Below are 21193 nucleotides of genomic sequence, written 5' to 3'. Positions count from 1 at the left end.
GTAAATACATTCTATGCGAGCAGTCAAACCTGTCATTGTTGCGGATATAAGAATGAAGAAACAAAAGATTTAAATGTAAGAGAATGGACATGTCCAAAATGTCATTCAAATCATGACAGAGATGTAAATGCATCCATCAATATATTGATGCAAGGCATATTGGCTAATTAGCTAAAAATAAAAAAAGAACCGCAGGAACTGCGGGGATAGCTTGGTAAGAAAGGTTTCAATAGAAGCCTGTTCCCAAGAATCTCGTCACTTCAGTGATGAGAGGTTCAAATACACTATTAGGAAATGATGCGGATGATCAAGACTTTGTCTATATGTATGATACAAATGGTATTCTACGTTCAGAAATTCCAATTATTGGATATCGTTCTCATCGTATGTTGATGCAGGATCAAACACTATATATGAGTGTATCAACACATCGAATGGCAGCTATCAATCATTTGGGAATGATTGAACACATTTATGATTTGGGTAGTTATATTATTCATCACGATTATCAATTTGATCAGGATGGAAATTTAATTCTTTTAGCTACAAATGAAGAAAAGAATAGTGTTGAAGACTGCATTATTAAAGTGGATGTAGATACAGAAGAAGTTAGTGAATTATTAGATTTAGATGATTTATTTGGAAGTTATAAAGAAAGTACCGACCATAAAGAAGGTTCAAAATGGGATTGGATGCATATCAATACACTACAATACTTAAGTGATGATAGTGCGATTCTTTCGTCTCGAGAAACAAGTTCAATCATTAAAATCAATAACTTAAGCACAAATCCAAGTATTGGCTATATCATTGGAAATGAAGATTTCTGGAAGGATACGGACTATACAGACTATTTATATACAAAAGTAGGTGACTTCTTAACAAGTGGAGGACAACATACAGTAACCTATATGGAAGATGATTCCCTTGAATCCGGTCAATATTATCTATATATGTTTGACAATAACTTTGGTTATTCAAAGACAAGAAAAGATTATGACTGGACCGTTAATGATGGGATTCAAACAAGTATTTTAGAAGGAACGACATCATATTACTATCAATACTTAGTGGATGAAAATGAAGGTACATATACTTTAGTCAATTCGTTTGAAGTTCCATTTAGTGCCTATGTATCCAGTGCACAAAATCTAGGGGATCATATCGTCGTAGATTCAGGAATTGCAGGACTACTATCTATTTATGATACGGATGGAAATTTAGAACAACAATTCAGTATCAAGAAAAATGATAGTTTTATTTATCGAATCTATTATTATGATTATAAAGGATATTATTTTAGTTAGAGAGCAATCTCTAACTTTTTTAAGCCAATTTTAAGTCTTTGCGTGTATGTTTATGGTATGACATACGAAGAATTTTATGGAACAGATTATGATAAGTTTAAAAATGTTTTGGATCACGTTTTAAATACGATTCAATCGAGTTCATTAGCTTGTATACAATATACAACTTCAAGGATCAAATCACCAGAAAGTGTTTTAAAAAAGATAGGTGATGAATATTCATTGCTTCATGACATTATTGGTGTTCGCATCATTTGTTCGTTTGTAGATGAAATCTATCAAGTAAAAGACTGGATCAATTCTAGTTTTGAAGTGGTGGAAGTAAGAGATTATTTAAGACATCCTAAACCAAGCGGATATCGAAGTCTGCATATGATTGTGAAAGTGGATGGATGTTTAGTTGAAATTCAGGTGCGAACAATTGCACTTGATTTTTGGGCAAATCTAGAACATCAAATTCATTATAAGAAAGATATTGAAGATGAAGAATTGATTCGTAGTGAATTAAAACGATGTGCCGATGAGATTGCCTCTTTAGACTTATCATTTCAAACAATTAAAGATAGAATTGAGGGATAAAATGCGATTATTGATTGCGGACGATGAAGAAAATTTGGCTCAGGCATTAAAAGCAGTCTTAGAAGATGCAGGATATATTTGTGATGTGTGTTTTGATGGAAATAGTGCAATTCGTTTTATTTCTCAAGAAATCTACGATGGATTGATCTTAGATATTATGATGCCAGAAAAGAATGGGTATGAAGTATTGTCTATTATACGAAAGAAGAAGATAGATATTCCTATATTACTTTTAAGTGCATTAAATGAAGTAGATGATAAGGTACAAGGTTTTGATTTAGGAGCCAACGATTATTTGTCCAAACCCTTTTCTACCAAAGAATTGATTGCACGAATCAAAGTGATGTTAAAAGAAAATGTGATAGATGATTCTTATCTACAATATCAGGACATTCTATTGAATAAGAAAGAAGAAACACTTCAATGTAAAAATACAAAATATCAATTATCGAAATATGAGTGTAGTATTCTTTCTTTGCTGATTCGAAGTGAATCGAATCGAGTACCTATTTGGCTTGTGATTGAAAAAGTATGGAACAATCGAGTCGATGTGTATAAAAATACTGTTTCACTTTATGTATCTTATTTGAATCGTAAATTATTGGCATTACAATCAAAAGTATATATAGAAAATGATGAAGAAAATATAGAACTGTGTGTTAATATATAAAAAAGAAGAAAGGGCGTGCATTATGAATATATTAGTTGTAGATGATGAAAAAAATATTGCGTATGCGATTGCACAAATATTAGAGGAACAAAAATGGCAAGTGACAATGGCCTACGATGGACAAGAAGGTTTAGAACTTGCCTTAAGCGGATATTATGATGTAGCCGTTTTAGATATCATGCTTCCGGGCATGAATGGTTTTGAAATCGTACAAAAGATGCGTGCCAATAAGATTGAGACACCCACACTTTTGTTGTCGGCATTAGATGAAATTCCAGACAAAGTCAAAGGCTTAAATGTAGGTGCAGATGACTATATGACAAAACCATTCTCAGCTGCTGAACTTGTAGCTCGCATTAACGCACTCACAAGACGTAAAGGAGAAGTCATTGTACATGAATTGAAGTATGAAGATCTATCTTTACAACTCGATACTTGTGAGTTGTATTGTCAAAGTCAACATATTCATTTGGGATATAAAGAGTTTGAAATTATGAAACATTTAATGTCACATCCAGAAATGATTACTTCTAAAGATGATTTGATTGTTTCGGTATGGGGAAGTGAAAGTGATGCGATGGATAATAATGTCGAAGTATATATTTCATTCTTAAGAAAGAAATTGAAGTTTTTAAAGAGTCAAGTTTCAATCAAAGTGATTCGAAAAGTTGGATATCGACTTGAGGTTTGCGATGCTTAAAAAATTACAGACCAAATTCATTTTGATTTTAATGTCCTTTGTCAGTGTGATCCTACTATCTGTATTTGGCGTGGTTTGTTGCTCAAACTACGTGCATGATAAAAAGGATGTAGAGCGAAGTCTTGAAATGGCATTAAAATTAAAAGATAAGGATTTTAATATTTCATTTGGAAATAATCGAAACTTTATTGGCAATTCCTTTGTGATTTATACAGACTCGGATTATGAATATATGATCACGAGTCGTTCGGTATGGAATATTTATGCAGAAGATGCACAAAGTTTAATTGAAAGTGTAGAACATAAAGAGGATGTGGGCGTACTAAAAAAGCTTGGATTTGCGTATAAAAAAGAAAAGATCACAAACTATCAAGTGGATGAAGATACCATCATTCCTTCTGGTTATGCCGTAGCTTTTGTGGACATTTCAAATATGCAGTCATCCTTTCAAAGAATGTTGATTATTTCTGTTCAAATCGGTTCTACTGTATTACTTGTATTCTTTATATTAAGCTGCGTTTTGAGTAAATGGGCACTAAAACCAGTTGAACAAGCATGGGATAAACAAAAACAATTTGTGGCAGATGCCAGCCATGAATTAAAAACACCATTGACCGTTATTTTAGCCGATAGTGATGTGTTATTAAATCATTCTACAGAATCGATTTCTTCACAGAAAAAATGGATTGATTCCATACAAAGTGAAGCCAATCGTATGCGTAAGCTTGTAGAGAATATGTTGTTTCTTGCCAAGAATGATGCGAATCGAATTGAGATTTCGATGCAGAATTGTTCGTTGAGTGATATATGTTTTCATTGTGTTTTGCCATTTGAATCGATTGCGTTTGAAAAAGGTATTGATTTAATTGATGAAGTGGAAGAGAATATAGAGGTACATGGAAATGAGTCACAATTAAAACAATTGATTTTGATTTTCTTGGACAATGCGATCAAATATACACCTTCAGGTGGAAAGATCTATTTTAAGTTGGCAAAGATACAAAATAAACCAGTCATTACGATTCGTAATACGGATAGTTATATTCCACCGGAAGATTTAAAACACGTATTTGAACGTTTCTATCGTGTTGATAAATCTAGAAAATATCAGGGTGGAGCTGGTTTAGGACTATCAATCGCAAGTCAGATTGCACAAAGTCATAAAATTAAATTAAGTGTGACAAGTGATGAAAAACAAGGTACGGAATTTACTTTGAATTTCTAGGAGGAGAATTATGTTTCAAAGAAGAGTCGATCAAGTGATTGATAAAATGAAGGCGGATGGGCTTAAACAAATCTTAGTGAGTGAACCATGCAGCATCTATTATTTAACAGGTGTAGATGTGGGTCCAGGAGAAAGATTGTTTGCGCTATATTTGAATGATGAAGGAAGAAAAGTTTTATTTTTAAATACATTATTTACAGTTGAACAAAAGGATTGTGAAGAAATTTGGTTTAGTGACACAGACGATTCGATTTCAATGTTGGCAAGTGTGATTGATTCTAAAGAAACACTTGGCATTGATAAAGAATGGACAGCACGCTTCTTGATTCCTTTAATGGAAAAATGCGAGGGATTAAAAGTCGTATTAGGCTCTAAATATGTAGATGATACGCGTGCTATTAAAGATGAAAAAGAAATTGAATGTATGATTGAAAACTCACAAATCAATGATGTTGTGATGGAACGTATAAGAGATTTTATCAAAGTAGGCATGACAGAAAAACAAGTGGAAACTTTTATTCTTGAACAATATAAATTATTGGGATGTCAAGACGTATCATTCTCACCAATTTGTTCATTTGGAGCCAATGGCGCTGATCCTCACCATATGCCAGATGATTCTGTATTAAAAGCAGGAGATAGTATTGTGATTGATATTGGTGGAAGAAAAGATCGTTATTGTTCGGATATGACACGTACTTATTTCTGTAAAGAAGCAAGTGATGAATATAAAAAGATTCATGATATTGTGCGTGTTGCCAATGAAAAGGCGGAAGAAATCATTCGTCCAGGCGTTCGTCTATGCGATATTGATGCAGCTGCACGTGATTATATTTCAAGCTTTGGCTATGGCGAATATTTTACACACCGACTAGGACACTTTATTGGTCAAACCGATCATGAATTTGGAGATGTAAGTTCTACAAATACAGAAACGGTAAAACCAGGCATGATCTTCTCAATTGAACCAGGTATTTATTTGCCAAATAAAATGGGTGTTCGTGTCGAAGATTTAGTTTTAGTTACTGAAGATGGTTGTGTTGTTTTAAATAAACTAGATAAAAAATATGCGATGATTGGTTAGTCATCGCATTTTCTTATTTACCTAAACAGAATTTTGAGAATAAAGTATCCAATAAATCTTCTCTATGCACTTCACCTAATATTTCTTTTAAGTGATCATGAGCTGCTTGAATATCAATTTCAATCAAGTCTGGCTCTACCATCATATCCATGGCTTCTTTTGCTCTTAACATATCTTCTTTGGCTTGATTCAATAAACCGATTTGACGCTCATTTGAAAGTAATGGATCTTCTTTTAATAAATCATTTTGATACAGATTTTCTAAGGCATCGATCAATGGTTGAATCTCTTTATTGGCAGCTGAAATCCAGATGCCATCCTTATTCGCTTCTGCCTGATCTAACTTATTATAGATAATTAGACGCATTTTATCCTTTGTCAGTTCTAATAGTTGTTTGTCTTCATCATCCAACTCTTTGGAACCATCAAAGACTAAAAGAACCAATTTGGCATCCTTTAATTTTTCTTGACTCTTTTCAATACCAATCTGTTCGATTTTATCACTGGATTCACGAATGCCCGCTGTATCGATTAGATTCAATTGAACACTACCAATATGAATTTGACCTTCAACCAAATCTCTTGTCGTACCTGCAATATCGGTAACGATGGCTTTATCTTCTTCAAGAAGTGCATTCAATAAGCTGGATTTACCAACATTTGGCTTACCAACAATAATCGTATCAATTCCTTTTTTTAACATTTGTCCCGTTTGAACACGAGAAAGAATATGATCGATTTTTTCTAGCCAATCACTTGTCTTTGGCAACAAATCATTTGTGGTCAATTGTTCAACATCTTCATATTCTGGATAATCAATATTCACTTCGATCTGCGCAATAATATCCATTAAATCATCAATCAAAGGTTGTAGTAATTTTTTTACACTTCCTTTGATTCCATGAATCGCCATAGTAGCCGCTGTATTGTTGCTTGCGTCAATCATATCTTGAACGGCTTCGGCTTGAGATAAATCAATTCTTCCATGGTAGAAGGCACGTTGTGTAAATTCTCCCGGTTTTGCAAGATCTGCACCAGCACTTAAGACCATGGATAAGATCTTGCGTGTGATAAAAGTACCGCCATGACAATTAATTTCGACGATATCTTCTCGTGTATATGTTTTTGGCGCTCTAAAAATAGAGATTAAAACTTCATCCACAGGATTTTTTTCTTGATCTATAATAAAACCATAATGAATCGTATGACTTTTCGCATTCATAATATTACGGTCAAATATTTTTTGTGTTATCTCAATAGCATGATCTCCACTTAAACGAATGATGGAAATGGCACCATCTTGTAAAGAAGTAGAAATAGCCGCAATTGTATTTTCAAACATTGTTAAACATCCTTTCTTTCTTAGTGTATTTTATCATAAAAGATGTATAATGTCTTAGACAGAGGTGTAAACATGATCGAATATACAAAAAAACAAGTACACGAAGTAGCGTGTGCATTTAATGAACATAAAATTATCGCTTTACCTACAGATACTGTGTATGGTGTGGGTGTAAAGTATGGTAATTTAAACGATTTAGAACGATTAAAACGCGCAAAACATCGTCCAGAAACGAAACCAATTCCGATGATGGTTTCAAATGTAGAACAAATGAAACAAGTCGCTTTAGTGGATGAAAGAATCGAAAAGATTGCCGCTAAGTTTTTGCCAGGCGCATTAACATTGGTTGTCAATGTGAAAGATAGTGTAGATCCAGCATACACAAATGGCCTAAGTACGATTGCGATTCGTATTCCTGATGAAAAATTCATTTTAGATGTGATTGACGAATTGAATTGTCCAATCTTAGTTACAAGTGCCAATCAATCGGGAGAAAAGACGGCACTAACAAGTGAGGATGTATATGAACAACTTCCAAAAATAGATGGAATTGTTTTAGGTACATGTAAAGCTTTGCAGGCAAGTACGATTGTAGATTGCACGAAAGAAAAACTACAAGTATTAAGACCAGGACCTATTTCATTAGAAGAATTAGAATTGGTTCTTTAAAAAAAGCACCCAGAACTTATGTTAAAAAGCATAGGCCAGGGTGCGTATGAACAAATCTAGCAGTTCATTTAGTATGATACTCTAAATTAAAGTGGATTCAATAAAATGAATTGAAGTTTGAACAAATGTTAAAACTTGTCAAAATGATGGGGGTTTATTATAATACTGAGTATGACAGAAGAAGAAATGATTAAAGAAATTGCTGAACCTATTTTAGAGCAATTGAAGAAAATTGAAAAACAATTAGGAAATCATCGCATGCCGCAGCTTCCACAAATTAAATTTGTGAAAGAAGGCGATATGAATGATGGCCCTTTTATGATTGGGGACATCAAAGTTACGGATGAGCTTTTAGAAAAAGTAGAAGCCTATATCCAAGATGAAATCGAAATGATGCATCAGCCGACTGTTTTACATTAAGAAGTTACAAAAATGTAGCTTCTTTTTTAAAAAACACTTGCATTTTATTTTGCGTTAGTGTATTATAAGTGAGCACGTTGGAAATGCGGGTGTGGCGAAATTGGCAGACGCACCAGACTTAGGATCTGGCGCCTTCGGCGTGGGGGTTCGAGTCCCTTCACCCGCACCACTTGTAAATGTAGACAATTACTTCGGTAGTTGTCTTTTTTTGTTTTATGTTATAATTTGCGTATGGAAATTTGTGTATATTATGAAAAAATAAATGAAGATTCAATTCGCATCCATCGAATCTATTCCACTTGTCCCACAATTGAAATACCCGAACTCATTGATGGATATATTGTGCGTGAAATAGGTAACTATTGTTTTTCTAAAAAGGAAGTTGATTTATCTAATTCTATTTTAAGTCATGAGATTCGTTCTAGTTATCATGAGTGTAGTGGTAGTGATGTTGAAAGTGTTAAGCTTTCAAAGACACTAACAAAAATAGGAGATTATGCATTCTATAATTGTCGAATGTTAAAAGAAGTATTTTTACCTTCTGGTTTAATGAGCATTGGCAGTGATGCGTTTATGAATTGTTTAAAACTCAATCATATCTATTATGACTGTTCTATATTTTCTGTCACAATTTTAAAACAAATACTAACTCAAATCACTTGGGATATTGAAGTTGATTTTATCGACGGTTCTATATTCTATCCAGAATACAATGGTAGTTATGATGAAGTAGGACCGGCCCATATTTTTGCCTTGAATATCGAAGGGGAAGGCTTTCGTATGCGACAGTGTTTTAAAGACGGTAAAATTGATTTTGATGGATATGATGCCTGCTTTGAAAAGTTATGTGCAGAAGAAAGTGAATCTTGTATCTTTCATGTTGCCATTCTTAGATTTATGATGGGCTCTGAAAGATACATTCCTTATTTAAAAGCACATGATTTGACTTCTTATTTACATACATATAAAGATATATGTGTTATGGTTGAAAAGTTGTTAGAAAAAGAGTGTCTCAATCAATCTGATTTAGATCGATTGATTTTTATGGAGAAGAATTTGGAAACTCGAACTCTATTGATGGAATTAAAGAATAAGATGGTTACATCATCATCTACATATTCTTTTGAGGATTTTTAATGCGACAAAGTGATTGGGAAAAGGAAAAGGCCATTCATATATTAGAACTTGTTCGATCCGAACTCTATATGGATATGCCTCATTTTTTAACGGCTTTAAATACGTTGATATTTAAAGAAGATGAGCATGTATCTGTATGTGCCACAAATGGAGTTTATTTTTATTATAATCCATTGAAGGTGATTGAACTTTTTCAGAAGAATTCGATTTTTTTAAATCGTGCTTACTTACATAGTATCTTGCATTGTCTTTATAGTCATATTTGGCTAAGAAAAAATCGTATCGAATTTATTTGGAACGTAGCTTGTGACATTGTCGTGGAATATACACTGGATTCAATGCATAAAAAAAGTGTTTCACGAATCTTATCCTATGCTCGAAAAGATGTATATCACCAAATTGAAAAGTTGGATGGATTGAGTTGTATTACGGTTTATGAATGGCTTTGTACACAAGATGATATTCAAAATCTATATTATGAATTTGTGGTAGATGATCATACATCATGGCCTAAAGAACAGGATGAAAAAATACCTCAATCGTCTTCGGTACAAAAGAAGTGGCAAAGTGTTGCCAAACAGACGATATTTGATCACAAACAAAAAGGTAAAGAGAATGAAGATGGGGATGCTTTTCTTGTGTCGAGTTTACAGGCAAAAAAATCAAAGTATTCATTTTCACAATTTTTGAAACGTTTTAGTATTATGAAAGAAGAAATGCAGATTAATGAAGATGAATTCGATTTATCGTATTACACATATGGGATGTCTATTTATAAAAATATGCCTTTGATTGAACCTTTAGAGACAAAAGAAGTCAAAAAAATCTATGAGTTTGTGATTGTGCTCGATACAAGTTATTCGATTGATGAAGAACTCGCAAAACGATTTCTTTCAAATACATATAGTATCTTGAGCACTTCAAATATGTTTTATAAATCATGTAAGGTACACATCATTCAATGTGATGACAGGATTCGAAAAGAGGATGTCATTTCCAATCAAAAGGAGATGGATCGTTTGTTGGATTCATTTACTTTGGTTGGTGGAGGAAATACTGATTTTAGACCGGCATTTAGCTATGTGAATGATTTGGTGGATCAAAGAGTATTTCAAAATCTTTGTGGTTTACTTTATTTTACAGATGGAAAAGGGATTTATCCAAAAAAGTGTCCAACTTATAAAACAGCATTTATCTATTTAGAAGAGTATGATCGAAGTAAAGTGCCTTCTTGGGCAATTCAATATAGATTGGAAGAAAAGTTATGAATATATTACAGGCAAAAAATGAAATAAAAAATACTGTGCAGGCTTATTTATCGAAGAATAGCTTTGGTGAATATGAAATTGATGCCAAAAATCAAAGACCCTTATTGTTGATTGGTCCTCCTGGTATTGGAAAAACACAGATTATGGAACAGATCTCGAAGGAATGTCAGATTGGACTTGTCAGTTATACAATTACGCATCATACGCGTCAAAGTGCAGTGGGACTTCCTTTTATCAAAGAAAAAGAATTTCAAGGAAAAACGTATTCAATTACCGAATATACAATGAGTGAAATCATTGCGAGTGTCTATTCGAAAATGGAAGAAACTGGTTTAAAAGAAGGGATTTTATTTATTGATGAAATCAATTGTGTGTCTGAAACATTAGCTCCTACCATGCTTCAATTTTTACAAAATAAAACGTTTGGGAATCAAAAAGTACCAAGTGGATGGATCATTGTAGCGGCCGGAAATCCTGGGGAATATAATAAATCGGTTCGAGATTTTGATGTCGTGACAATGGATCGTATTCGTTATATCCATGTCGAAACGGATTATTATGTATGGAAAGAATATGCAATCTCAAAACATATTCATCCTATGATTTTAAGTTACTTGGAATTAAAACCTAGAAATTTTTATATAGTATCAACAAGTGTGGATGGCATGGAATTTGTGACGGCTAGAGGCTGGGAAGATTTATCATATTTACTTTATACATATGAAAAGATGCATTTGGAAATATCGCAAGATACGATCTATGAATATTTACATCATGAGGATATTGCAGAAGATGTATTTGCGTATTATTTGGTCTATAAAAAGTATCAGGATGATTATGGTATTGATGATATTTTAAATGGAAATGTATCAAGTTCTATTTATGCTCGTTTGTTTAATGCGGATTTTGATGAAAGAATATCTGTCGTCAATTTAGTGATGGATGGTTTATTAAGAGAAGTGCATATATATTCTTTTGAAAAGAATTGTACGGATTTATGGTTTGGTTTCTTAAAAAATTATCGAAATCATATGGATGTATCTTATGTAGATCATGTAAAGGGATTTGTGTCTTTATATCGCGATAAGTTGCAGCAAGAATTATTGAATTCTTCACAAAAACATGAATATGAATTTGTGTTAAATGAGATACAAAACGTTGTGGTGGATGAAAGTTTAGATCCTAAGTCGCGTTTTGATTGTTGTACAAAACCATTCTTTAAACAAAAGGAAAAGCTGGAAAAGTTAGATAGTCAATTGAAACTTCAAATAGAAAATGCGTTTGAATTTATGGAAAGTGCATTTAAGAATGGCCAGGAAATGACAATATTTGTCACAAACTTGACAATGTCAGCTGAAATGGCCTTGTATTTAAGTTCACATACCATTGATGTATATGAAAAGTATAAACAAGTCTTGTTGATTGGAAGTCAAAAGGCAAGATTATTAGATGAGTTAGCTCATTAAAGAAAGGAATAGTATGGATTATTCAGAATTAAAATATGATGTGGAAGAATTTGAATCGGATCAAGATAAAAAACTTCCACAACCACCTTTAGTAAAAGAGGCAATGCGAAAGGAATCAATCAAACTTCCTAAAAATTTTGATGCGTTACAAATTTGTTCAAACTTTCTAGATATTATCAACACACGTCATAGTAGTCGTGTGTATACGCAAGAGCCAATGTCTTTGTTAGAACTTTCTTATATTCTTTGGACTTGTCAAGGTGTGAAACAAATTCGTGGCAAAAAGTATGCGACTTTGCGTACAGTACCTTCTGGCGGTGCTCGTCATGGTTTTGAACTTTATTTTGTATGTCAAAATGTAGAAGGATTAACTCCTGGAACCTATCATTATTTGCCTATGGAACATCGTATTGAATATTTGAATCCGATTGATAAAGTGTCGGATGTTTTGGCATCTTCCTTGTGTGATCAATTATGGGCTTTAAAAGCCAATGTGATTTTCTATTTTAGCTACATACCATACCGAACTGAATGGCGCTATGGACATCTTGCCCATCGAATCGCATTAGTGGATCTTGGTCATGTGGGTGAAAATATCTATTTGGCAAGTACAAGTATTGGCTTAGGCACTTGTGGAATTGGTGCTTGTGTGACATCAATTTGTGATGAAATGTTTGAATTGGATGGCGAAAATGAATTTATTATTTATTCTCAGCCAGTTGGAAAGGTGAATCCAGAGGATTTTGCGAAAGAAAAATCTTTTTATGAATTTGTTGAAAAAGAAGGCTTATAATGTGTTAAAATAAATTGGAACTAAGGAAAATATATTATGAGTAAAAAAGATAAGAATATAGATGCTTATTCAAAAGCACTTTTGGATAAAAAAATAGAATATAACGAAGAATTGAAAAAGCCTAAAGAGGTTCATCAGATGACGGAAGCTGAAAGAAGAATGGCTGAAAAGACAATGTCTTCTGCATTGGATATGCTTCGAAAAGAGCGTGGACAAAAAACAATTGCCGAAGAAGAGCGCTTTTATGAAGAAAACAAAGCAGACTTGCAGCATATGGATGATGATTTTACAACTTCATCGATTGAAAATGAGCAGTCTAATGATGCCTTAGATCTTGTTCATACAATGTTACAAGATATGTCAAATGATGATGATGAATTATTACCTTCGCAAGTAAAAAAAATAAAAGAAAACAAGGAAAACAAAGAAAAGCCTAAAAAAGAAGAGAAGCCTAAAGATAAGAAATCAAAGAAAAAGAAACCTATGAGTAAAATCACAAAGATTATTTTAGGATTTATTTTATTAGGTGTAGCTGCTTTAGGTGTATATTCATATAAAGTATTGGTTTATGATCCACAAAATATTGTTTCACCATCTCAACAAAAAACATATGACAAGTTAGTATCGTATGCGGATGAGTATGGAGATAATATGATGTCGGATGCTGAAAAGCTAGAACTAATCGACTTAAATTCGGGTTATAAAAAGCTTTTAGACAAACAGAAAATTTCCATTAATGAATATTTTAAAGAACAAACAGGTAAGTCTTATAAATCTTTATTAAAGGAAGTCAAAGAACTTCAACAGACAAAAGAGGAAGTAAAGCTTCCAGCTTATCAACAGATTGTTGATTTATTAAATGGATGGGATGCGAAATCCGATGAAGAAAAGATGGCTGTTGCCGATATGCAGTCGGTTTATAGTTCTTTATCAAAGAGTTTGAAAAAGGAAGTGGATTCTTTATCAAAATCAAAAACGGGAAAAGATTTTATTGATTTATGTAAGGAACAAGCTGAATTAAAGACGGCAGCTCAAGAAAAGGCTCAACAAGAAGAGGAGCAGAAGAAGGCAGATAATGCTTCAAAAGTTCAAGAGTATCAAGCTACTTTAAATAGTTTGCAGCAAGAATACGATACATATGCGCAATATGCACAGAGTTTAGAATCAGATTTGGCAAATGCATCTGATGAAGATCGTTCACAGATTCAATCTCAAATTGATACAAACAATGAAATGTTGTATTCTTTGCAGCAACAAATCGCATATTATCAGCAACAAATTGCTGCTTTACAATCTTAGAAAAAAAGACTATCCTTAATGGGTAGTCTAAATGCCGACTTAGCACAGTGGTAGTGCAACGCACTCGTAACGCGTAGGTCATTGGTTCAAATCCGATAGTCGGCACCATGATTTGAAATCAAGCTGGTTTATCCAGCTTCTTTTTTTGAAGGGAGAGTCTATGAATTTAGATGAAAAAATGATATTGTTGGCGACATGTTTTCTTTTTTTGCCTTATCAAGTTGCCAGCGTTGGAATCATATGCATATTAATACAAGCTTTTTGTCGCCATAAATTAGTGGATGCCATAAAAAATCAAACGGGAGCCATTTTTTTATATGGTTTTATCGGATTGGAATTGATTGTTACGATTTTATATTCAAACTGGAATGGTTTTGGCAATACATTGTTATTTGTGTTGATTGGTTTATATGGCGCTTATTATCGATCAAGCATCACAAAAAACACTTTTGAAAAGATGTGTGATTTAATTATTGTTCTATCTATTTTTGCGGCTATTTATGGATTGTATCAATTTAATCAAATTTCAATTGCGAATGGAAGAACCTTCTTAGAATTCCATATCTTTAATTCACCAAAACGAAGAATTACATCGACATTTATGAATGCGAACATTTATGCGATGGTCATTGATTTTGTATGCGTGATGTGCATGTATCGTTTTGTGAAAAATGACAATGTTCTTTGTAAGATTGGCTATTTTATTGTGGCATTATTTAACTTCTTTGTACTATATCTAACAGGATCTAGAACAGCACTCTTACCTTTTGTACTAATCTTTCCCATCTTTTTATATTGTGTGCGTTGGAAGAAATTATTTATTACATCTATTATATTGGAGTTATGTGTATGTGGCTTGGTTTTCTTGAAGCCTACATTGATTCCTAGAATTAGTGATATGTCTACGTTTGCCTCTCGTATCAAGATTTGGAAGACAGCATTTATATGTATTTCTATGTATCCACTTTTTGGATGGGGACCACAGACATATAAAAAGTTTTATCCTTTGGTGCATGGTCATAAGGCACCGCATGCGCATAATATTTATATCGATTCTATTTTATCGTATGGTGTTGTTGGTACAATTCTTGTACTAGCTTATACTTTTGTGTTAAATAAAGAAATCTTTACTTCAAATACAAGAAAAGAAAATCCAGCTTTATTTGGCATGATGATGTGTTTTATTGCGATCGTATTGATTTATGGATTGTTAGATTGCACGCTCAATATTGTTGCGACAGGAACTTTATGTTTTATTATTTTAAATAGTGCTTGCATGTACAAAGAAAAATAAATACAATGAATTTAGAAGACAGACAGTAGAAGGAGTTTTATGAAATATATATCTCTTTTTGTCTGTTTTTTTATTGGACTTCAAACACTGAATGTACCAGATTATGAAATGTTAGTTTCAAATATTGAATCAAAAGTAGAAGTGGTTGATCAGGATAAGGCTAGCTTTTTGTCTTTAAAATGTAGAGATGTTTCAAATGCGATTCAAAATGAACAAGTGGATTTGAATTGTAGAATGGATTCTCAAAGTCAAAAATTAGAGGATCTTAAATCATCTTATAAACAAAAAAAGAATTATTATGAACTCAAAAAGCTGGAGTATAGTTTGGATTTGGTTTCTATTCAAAAACAAGATTTGATGTTTCAATCCTATTGGATCGATAAGGATTTAACGAAATGCTTCAATGAATATAAGCGTAGTCAGATTCAATATTTGAAAAGTAAGAAACAATGGAAAAAGAATAAACATAAGCTTGATTTGTATGAATCTTATTTAACTCGTTTAGACAATTGTCAAAAGCGTTTATTTTCGCGCTTTTCGAGCTTGAGTCATTTTGATGATTCGTCTTCGTTTAATCAAGATTCGATGATTGCTGGAAGTGAGGCTTTACCTGCATATGGCGGCTATGAAATTTTAGAAAACAATGGCATGTCTTGTTTGGTTGATGGTAATTATGCGATTGATACATATAGTTCTTTTTGGCAAAATCCGGTCGAAAATGGTACAATCAGTGCTAGATGCTGGTCATATCCAGATGGAAGTCTTCATTTGGGATTGGATATCGCAAGCGCAATGTATAGTGATGTACTAGCAGTTGCCAACGGTATCGTATTGTATGCGCATGCACCTGTAGAATCAAATAATGGATATCTTGGGAATATGTGTGGATGGCCAAGTGGAGCTGGTAATTCGATTTGTATGGTGGTAGCCGTCAACAATCAGCTATATGCAGTTAGTTATGCGCATTTGTCTAGTGAAATCTATGTAACAAGTGGCCAGCAAGTCAGTCAAAAAACAGTTATAGCGAAAAGCGGAAACAGTGGTAATTCAACGGGTCCTCATACACATATAGAGGTGTTTGAGTTAAAGCAAGATTTGAATTCGACTGTAGAATATTTTAGAAACAGCGGTGCTGATTTTTCTTTTGGTTGCGGTTTTAATAAAGCTGCAACATGCTCAGACTATGCGTGTCGTATAGATCCTGAGATAGTTTTGGAGGGTTTATGAGTCAAGAAATGTATTTTTCGCGAATGAAGGAATTATTAAAAGATGAATATGATGCATATATCAATTCTTTATCAAAACCTTTATATCGTGGTATGCGTATTAATTTAAAAAAGGCAGAAATCAATGAATTTGATCATTTAGAAAGTCCAAGTCAATTTTGTAAGGAAAGCTATTATGTAGATAAACCCTTGGGTAATCATCCTTATCATATTTGTGGATGTTTCTATCTACAAGAACCAAGTGCATCGAGTGCCGTTGAAATTTTAGATGTGCAAGAAGATGATTATGTATTAGATTTATGTGCAGCTCCTGGTGGAAAGAGTACGCAGATTGCTTCTCATCTAAAAAGTGGGTATTTAGTATCGAATGAAATCGATGCGAAAAGAGCACAAATTCTTTTATCCAATATAGAGCGTATGGGTGTTAAAAATGTAGCTGTAACCAATTCGAGTGTAGATAAGCTTACGAAAGTGTTTGATGCTTGTTTCGATAAGATATTAGTAGATGCTCCATGTAGTGGTGAGGGTATGATCAAAAAGCATGATATTGCCTTGAATCATTGGAGTATTGAAAATATTGAGCTTTGTGCAGCTCGCCAAAAAGAAATCTTAGAATATGCCTATTCCATGTTGAAACCGGGTGGTACTTTGGTGTATTCAACTTGTACATATGCTTTAGAAGAAGATGAAGATGTTGTTTTATCTTTCTTAGAAAAACATGAAGATATTAAACTTGTAGATCCAAATGTTTTGTGGGGAAGAAAAGGATTTAAAGATTTAAATGTTCGTCGTATATTTCCGATGGATGGCGGTGAAGGTCATTTCATTGCGAAATTCAAGAAACAATCTGGTGTTGCAGGTAAACTTCCTGTTTTAAAGACTAAGAAAATTGATAAAGTAAGTGAAAAGTTTTTGAAGGAACAATTGAATACATTGCCAAACTATTACTATATCGATAAAGATCGTGTATATGGGATGGATGTTCCATTTGTAGATTTTAAGAAAGTAAAAGTATTGCGTCAAGGCGTATATTTGGGGGATGTCATTAAGAATCGTTTTGAGCCAAGTCATTCTTTTTATATGGTTGCGGATTTTGATTATAAAAGAAAAGTGGATGTAACTCTAGAAGAAATGGATCTTTTTATGCATGGAGAAGTTTTACAGAAGGAATGTGAAAAAGGGTATGTAGCTGTGTGTTTTAAGGGGCATCCGTTTGGTTTTGGCAAAAGTGATGGAAGACAAATCAAAAATAAGATTCCTAAAGGACTCAGATTATTGCCCAACTCACATGTGAATTTAGATTAAAAAGGCCAGGAAATTATTCCTGGCAATTTTTTGCGATTTCTTGAGCGATATTGTAGTAATCTTCTAATTGATCATCACTTGGTGTGTAACATTGATTGATGACATCGTGACAAGATTCAATACCAGATTGTTGCATTCTAGTATCGATTTCCTTGGCAACTTGGTTAAACCATCCATATGCGGCAAAGGCCAACCCTTTTTTGTGCTTAAATTTACATGGACGAATGTGTTCAAGGAAAGCTGCAACACTTGGTGCCATGACATTATTATATGTACCTGATCCAATACATACGACTTTAGCATCCATGATTTCGCGCATGACAATACTTGATTTTGTATCCGATAATTTATAGACTTTGACATCCATACCAGCATCACTAAATCCTTCAGCTAGACTTTCAGCAATCTGTTGTGTATGTTTCCATACAGATTCATATACGATAACGGCTTTATTTTCTGTTTTTTGAGCGGCGATACCTTTATATGTTTCAAGGATATCACCAATATAGTCTTTCCAGATGATACCATGAGCAGGCATGATGTATTCAATATCTAAATTCATACCTAGAATTAAGTTTAATTTAGCTTGTACTGGTGTTGTATATGGTAAAACAATATTCGCAAAGTATTCTTTGGCTTGTTTTAAACAATAAGCTTTATCTAGTCCTTCATCCGTTAAGTTAAAGTTTACAATATGTTGTCCAAAGGCATCATTTGAGAATACGGTCTTTAATTGTGGACAATATGTCAACATGTTGTCTGGCCAATGAATCATCTGCATTTCGACAAAGACAAAATCATATTTTCCTGTATTGATCGTATCGTTTGTCTTAACAACTTGATAAGGGACTTGATCAAAGTATTGTTCGATCATATTTTTCTTACCTGAAATAGATGCGTAGACTTTCGCATTTGGATATTTGGCATAGACTTTTTTAAATCCACCCGAATGATCCGGTTCTGTATGTTGAACAACGATGTTGTCAATTTCTCTTCCTTGCAGTACAGATTCAACTCTTTCTAATAGTTCTTCTGTAAATTCTTCTTCGACTGTATCGAATAATGTAACTTCATCATCTACCACTAAATAAGCATTGTATGTACATCCTTCATCAATAGGATATAAATCACCATGGAAGTGGCGGTTGTTTAAGTCTCTAACTCCGACCCAGTATACGTTATCAATAATTTTTTTAGCTCTTTTCATTTTGATTCACCTCTTTCTTTATTATAGAATTATTTATTAGATATGTCTATTTATTTGCACGTTTTTACATTTTTTGAATAAAAATTATAAAAAGTATACTAAAAAGTGTAAGTGTTTTCTTTTTTTAAGAGTATAATAATAACTAGGAGGAATTGTCGATATGATTATTCAAAGTAAAAGAGTTTGGGTGGTAAATACTTGGTTGGCAGCCCAAATTGAAGTAGAAGAAGGAAAGATTGTAAATATCTATCCATATGGCCAAAAAGATGTGGATGAAGATTATGGAGATAAGCGAATTATTCCTGGATTTATTGATGTGCACACACATGGTGCTTATGGATTTGATACAAATGATGCGAATGAAGAAGGTCTTCGTAACTGGATGAAGAACATCGTTAAAGAAGGTGTTACAGGTATTCTTCCAACAACAATTACGCAATCTGAAGAAGTTTTGACAAATGCGGTTAAAAATGTTGCGAAAGTTGTTGAAGAAGGGTATGAAGGTGCAGAAATTTTAGGTATTCACTTTGAAGGACCTTATTTAGATCAAATTTATAAGGGCGCTCAACCTGAACAATATTGTGTAAAACCAGATTTAGAACAATTTAAACGTTATTTAGCAGCTTCTAATAATTTAATTAAAATTGTGACTATGGCTTGTGAGCATGATGATAACTTTGAATTAACTAAATTCTTACGTGCAAACGGAATTGTATGTAGTCAAGGTCACTCAGGAGCTACTTTTGAACAGGCTCGTTTAGCTATTGCGAATGGTGCAAACTCAATGACTCACGTATTTAATGGTATGACTAAATTCCATCACCGTGAACCAGGATTAGTTGGTGCTGCAATGCGTTATAGAGATGTATATGGCGAAATTATTTGTGATGGTAACCATTCAACTTATGAAGCATTAAATGATTACTTTACCGCAAAAGGTCCAGATCACTGTATCATGATTACAGATTCATTGATGGTTAAGGGATTGCCAGTTGGTACAAAAGTATTGTTTGGTGGAAACGAAATCGAATTGTATCCAGATGGAAGTGCTCACTTAACAGATACTAAGGGTCTTGCAGGAAGTACATTACATGTCAATGATGGACTTCGTATCTTAGTTGAAAAGGCAATGGTTCCTTGGCAAACAGCTATCAATGCATGTACATTAAACCCTGCTCGTATGTTGAATGTAGATGATCGTAAGGGATCTATTCAAACTGGAAAAGATGCAGATTTAGTTGTATTAAATGATGACTATTCTGTTGAAATGACTTATACAAAGGGAACAAAAGCATTCTAGTCAACAAAAGCACATTTCTCAATGTGCTTTTATAATATTCTTTGCGTGTATGTCTGAGTCTAATTTATCGTCTGTAATAATTATGTCAAAATCATCCATATTGGCTATTTTTGACATATATTTCCTATTAAATTTTGTATGGTCTACCATACAAATTTTTTTATTGGAAGAATCAAGAATGGCTTTTTTGACTAGTGCATCACTCATACTTGGAATGGATACGCCATAATCTAAATCAATGCCTAAAACAGAGATAAAAGCTTTATCAATATAATAATTTTGAAAGAATTGAATCGTGCTTTCAGATAGAGCTGCTTGTGTAATAGGATTATAGGTTCCTGGAGCCATGATGATCTTAGCTTTTGTGTTACGATCTACGTATTGAAGAATCTTCCAAAAGTTAGTGAATATGGTGATCTTTTTATGATGGATCCTTTTAAAGAGTTCAAGACAAGTGGTACCACAATCTAAATAGATGGAATCACCATCTTGAATGAGTGAACTTGCGTATATCGCAATCTCTTTTTTATCGGATTGAGAAATGCCTTCTTTGATTTCAAAGGAAGGCTCACTTGAACTAGACTCGTTTAATGTAGCTCCTCCATAGCTTTTTGTGGCAAGGCCTTGATTTTCAAGCATATCTAAATCTCTTCGAATCGTCATTAAGGAAACAGAGTATTCTTTTGCGAGTTCATTCACTTGTACTGTTTTATCTATTTTTAATTTTTCATAGATTTCATATCGTCTTTGTGTTGTGTTCATACTTCTATTAAAGCACAAAAAAGAACATAAAGGAACATGTTTTATTGTGTTTGTTTAAGAATATTTGATTGATGTGAAATGCATATTGAAACTGATTTTATCTAGTGTTAGGATACAGATGAACTTAAGGAGGATCCATC

Annotated in this window: 21 protein-coding genes and 2 tRNA genes; 20 read left to right on the top strand and 3 right to left on the bottom strand. The window is 33.3% G+C overall.

All coding sequences use genetic code 11. The annotated features are described in order from the left end of the window. The 7 genes from Q0E86_RS07765 to Q0E86_RS07735 form a co-directional block, all read left to right on the top strand. Positions 1-171 (top strand): zinc ribbon domain-containing protein (locus Q0E86_RS07765; RefSeq protein WP_295755884.1); only part of this gene is annotated, 171 nt, incomplete at its 5' end. Between the two features lie 95 nt (positions 172-266). Beyond that, positions 267-1307 carry an aryl-sulfate sulfotransferase gene (locus Q0E86_RS07760; protein ID WP_295755880.1) on the top strand — a complete coding sequence of 347 codons (1041 nt, stop codon included), beginning with the start codon at positions 267-269 and terminating at the stop codon, positions 1305-1307. A 57-nt stretch (positions 1308-1364) separates the two neighbouring features. Next, complete coding sequence (locus tag Q0E86_RS07755; protein WP_295755877.1) at positions 1365-1886, top strand: GTP pyrophosphokinase family protein; 522 nt, start codon at positions 1365-1367, stop codon at positions 1884-1886. Between the two features lies 1 nt (position 1887). Beyond that, entirely contained in the window at positions 1888-2556 is a 669-nt protein-coding gene (locus Q0E86_RS07750) for a response regulator transcription factor (protein WP_295755875.1), read from the top strand. A gap of 22 nt (positions 2557-2578) precedes the next feature. Next, positions 2579-3256, top strand: a complete 678-nt coding sequence (locus Q0E86_RS07745) for a response regulator transcription factor (RefSeq protein WP_295755873.1) — start codon at positions 2579-2581, stop codon at positions 3254-3256. Next, entirely contained in the window at positions 3249-4481 is a 1233-nt protein-coding gene (locus Q0E86_RS07740) for a cell wall metabolism sensor histidine kinase WalK (protein WP_288520150.1), read from the top strand. The genes Q0E86_RS07745 and Q0E86_RS07740 overlap by 8 nt, the downstream gene beginning before the upstream one ends. Positions 4482-4491: 10 nt before the next feature. Further along, positions 4492-5565 (top strand): Xaa-Pro peptidase family protein, encoded by a 1074-nt coding sequence (locus Q0E86_RS07735; protein ID WP_295755870.1) that lies wholly within the window; start codon positions 4492-4494, stop codon positions 5563-5565. Between the two features lie 13 nt (positions 5566-5578). On the opposite strand, the gene mnmE is transcribed toward Q0E86_RS07735, so the two are convergent. Then, positions 5579-6907 carry a tRNA uridine-5-carboxymethylaminomethyl(34) synthesis GTPase MnmE gene (gene mnmE / locus Q0E86_RS07730; protein WP_288520155.1) on the bottom strand — a complete coding sequence of 443 codons (1329 nt, stop codon included), beginning with the start codon at positions 6905-6907 and terminating at the stop codon, positions 5579-5581. Between the two features lie 72 nt (positions 6908-6979). Between mnmE and Q0E86_RS07725 the strand changes: the two genes are divergently transcribed. From Q0E86_RS07725 to Q0E86_RS07670, 12 genes are all read left to right on the top strand, one after another. After that, positions 6980-7576 carry an L-threonylcarbamoyladenylate synthase gene (locus Q0E86_RS07725; RefSeq protein WP_295755867.1) on the top strand — a complete coding sequence of 199 codons (597 nt, stop codon included), beginning with the start codon at positions 6980-6982 and terminating at the stop codon, positions 7574-7576. 186 nt (positions 7577-7762) lie between these two features. Next, a complete protein-coding gene (locus tag Q0E86_RS07720; protein WP_295755865.1) occupies positions 7763-7996 on the top strand; it encodes a hypothetical protein in 234 nt (77 codons plus the stop codon). A gap of 85 nt (positions 7997-8081) precedes the next feature. Further along, a tRNA-Leu gene (locus tag Q0E86_RS07715) sits at positions 8082-8165 on the top strand. Positions 8166-8227: 62 nt separating this feature from the next. After that, positions 8228-9133, top strand: a complete 906-nt coding sequence (locus Q0E86_RS07710) for a leucine-rich repeat domain-containing protein (protein WP_295755863.1) — start codon at positions 8228-8230, stop codon at positions 9131-9133. Then, positions 9133-10401 (top strand): VWA-like domain-containing protein, encoded by a 1269-nt coding sequence (locus tag Q0E86_RS07705; protein WP_295755861.1) that lies wholly within the window; start codon positions 9133-9135, stop codon positions 10399-10401. Before Q0E86_RS07710 ends, Q0E86_RS07705 begins: the two co-directional genes overlap by 1 nt. Next, a complete protein-coding gene (locus tag Q0E86_RS07700; RefSeq protein ID WP_295755859.1) occupies positions 10398-11867 on the top strand; it encodes an ATP-binding protein in 1470 nt (489 codons plus the stop codon). The genes Q0E86_RS07705 and Q0E86_RS07700 overlap by 4 nt, the downstream gene beginning before the upstream one ends. Before the next feature lie 13 nt (positions 11868-11880). Then, positions 11881-12660 (top strand): SagB/ThcOx family dehydrogenase, encoded by a 780-nt coding sequence (locus Q0E86_RS07695; RefSeq protein WP_295755857.1) that lies wholly within the window; start codon positions 11881-11883, stop codon positions 12658-12660. A 36-nt stretch (positions 12661-12696) separates the two neighbouring features. Continuing rightward, complete coding sequence (locus tag Q0E86_RS07690; RefSeq protein WP_295755855.1) at positions 12697-13959, top strand: hypothetical protein; 1263 nt, start codon at positions 12697-12699, stop codon at positions 13957-13959. A 33-nt stretch (positions 13960-13992) separates the two neighbouring features. Further along, positions 13993-14067 (top strand) — tRNA-Thr (locus tag Q0E86_RS07685). A 52-nt stretch (positions 14068-14119) separates the two neighbouring features. Further along, positions 14120-15253, top strand: a complete 1134-nt coding sequence (locus tag Q0E86_RS07680) for an O-antigen ligase (protein WP_295755852.1) — start codon at positions 14120-14122, stop codon at positions 15251-15253. A gap of 39 nt (positions 15254-15292) precedes the next feature. After that, positions 15293-16480, top strand: coding sequence for a M23 family metallopeptidase (locus Q0E86_RS07675; RefSeq protein ID WP_295755850.1), 1188 nt, complete (start codon positions 15293-15295; stop codon positions 16478-16480). Next, the gene (locus tag Q0E86_RS07670; protein ID WP_295755848.1) at positions 16477-17784 is read left to right on the top strand and encodes an RsmF rRNA methyltransferase first C-terminal domain-containing protein; all 1308 of its coding nucleotides are present in this window, start codon (positions 16477-16479) and stop codon (positions 17782-17784) included. The genes Q0E86_RS07675 and Q0E86_RS07670 overlap by 4 nt, the downstream gene beginning before the upstream one ends. Positions 17785-17797: 13 nt before the next feature. On the opposite strand, the gene Q0E86_RS07665 is transcribed toward Q0E86_RS07670, so the two are convergent. Continuing rightward, positions 17798-18991, bottom strand: a complete 1194-nt coding sequence (locus Q0E86_RS07665) for an FprA family A-type flavoprotein (protein WP_295755847.1) — start codon at positions 18989-18991, stop codon at positions 17798-17800. A 160-nt stretch (positions 18992-19151) separates the two neighbouring features. On the opposite strand from Q0E86_RS07665, the gene nagA reads away from it, so the two are divergent. Then, positions 19152-20291, top strand: coding sequence for an N-acetylglucosamine-6-phosphate deacetylase (nagA, locus tag Q0E86_RS07660; protein ID WP_295755845.1), 1140 nt, complete (start codon positions 19152-19154; stop codon positions 20289-20291). An 18-nt stretch (positions 20292-20309) separates the two neighbouring features. On the opposite strand, the gene Q0E86_RS07655 is transcribed toward nagA, so the two are convergent. After that, positions 20310-21053 (bottom strand): DeoR/GlpR family DNA-binding transcription regulator, encoded by a 744-nt coding sequence (locus Q0E86_RS07655; RefSeq protein ID WP_295755843.1) that lies wholly within the window; start codon positions 21051-21053, stop codon positions 20310-20312. Between the last annotated feature and the right edge of the window lie 140 nt (positions 21054-21193).

This window comes from uncultured Holdemanella sp., assembly GCF_934754935.1.
Taxonomy (GTDB): Bacteria; Bacillota_I; Bacilli_A; order Erysipelotrichales; family Erysipelotrichaceae; genus Holdemanella.
The sequence above is the reverse complement of the archived record's forward strand: the minus strand, read 5'-3'. Positions and strand labels throughout refer to the sequence as shown.

Bases quoted from the DNA above. Each gene is read 5' to 3' on its own strand.
- Q0E86_RS07750 (WP_295755875.1), top strand. From the start codon at position 1,888: ATGCGATTATTGATTGCGGACGATGAAGAAAATTTGGCTCAGGCATTA.
- Q0E86_RS07705 (WP_295755861.1), top strand. From the start codon at position 9,133: ATGCGACAAAGTGATTGGGAAAAGGAAAAGGCCATTCATATATTAGAA.
- Q0E86_RS07655 (WP_295755843.1), bottom strand. From the start codon at position 21,053: ATGAACACAACACAAAGACGATATGAAATCTATGAAAAATTAAAAATA.
- mnmE (WP_288520155.1), bottom strand. From the start codon at position 6,907: ATGTTTGAAAATACAATTGCGGCTATTTCTACTTCTTTACAAGATGGT.
- Q0E86_RS07760 (WP_295755880.1), top strand. From the start codon at position 267: ATGAGAGGTTCAAATACACTATTAGGAAATGATGCGGATGATCAAGAC.
- Q0E86_RS07690 (WP_295755855.1), top strand. From the start codon at position 12,697: ATGAGTAAAAAAGATAAGAATATAGATGCTTATTCAAAAGCACTTTTG.
- Q0E86_RS07670 (WP_295755848.1), top strand. From the start codon at position 16,477: ATGAGTCAAGAAATGTATTTTTCGCGAATGAAGGAATTATTAAAAGAT.
- Q0E86_RS07735 (WP_295755870.1), top strand. From the start codon at position 4,492: ATGTTTCAAAGAAGAGTCGATCAAGTGATTGATAAAATGAAGGCGGAT.
- Q0E86_RS07700 (WP_295755859.1), top strand. From the start codon at position 10,398: ATGAATATATTACAGGCAAAAAATGAAATAAAAAATACTGTGCAGGCT.
- Q0E86_RS07675 (WP_295755850.1), top strand. From the start codon at position 15,293: ATGAAATATATATCTCTTTTTGTCTGTTTTTTTATTGGACTTCAAACA.
- Q0E86_RS07720 (WP_295755865.1), top strand. From the start codon at position 7,763: ATGATTAAAGAAATTGCTGAACCTATTTTAGAGCAATTGAAGAAAATT.
- Q0E86_RS07665 (WP_295755847.1), bottom strand. From the start codon at position 18,991: ATGAAAAGAGCTAAAAAAATTATTGATAACGTATACTGGGTCGGAGTT.
- Q0E86_RS07755 (WP_295755877.1), top strand. From the start codon at position 1,365: ATGACATACGAAGAATTTTATGGAACAGATTATGATAAGTTTAAAAAT.
- Q0E86_RS07680 (WP_295755852.1), top strand. From the start codon at position 14,120: ATGAATTTAGATGAAAAAATGATATTGTTGGCGACATGTTTTCTTTTT.
- Q0E86_RS07710 (WP_295755863.1), top strand. From the start codon at position 8,228: ATGGAAATTTGTGTATATTATGAAAAAATAAATGAAGATTCAATTCGC.
- Q0E86_RS07745 (WP_295755873.1), top strand. From the start codon at position 2,579: ATGAATATATTAGTTGTAGATGATGAAAAAAATATTGCGTATGCGATT.
- Q0E86_RS07725 (WP_295755867.1), top strand. From the start codon at position 6,980: ATGATCGAATATACAAAAAAACAAGTACACGAAGTAGCGTGTGCATTT.
- Q0E86_RS07740 (WP_288520150.1), top strand. From the start codon at position 3,249: ATGCTTAAAAAATTACAGACCAAATTCATTTTGATTTTAATGTCCTTT.
- Q0E86_RS07695 (WP_295755857.1), top strand. From the start codon at position 11,881: ATGGATTATTCAGAATTAAAATATGATGTGGAAGAATTTGAATCGGAT.
- nagA (WP_295755845.1), top strand. From the start codon at position 19,152: ATGATTATTCAAAGTAAAAGAGTTTGGGTGGTAAATACTTGGTTGGCA.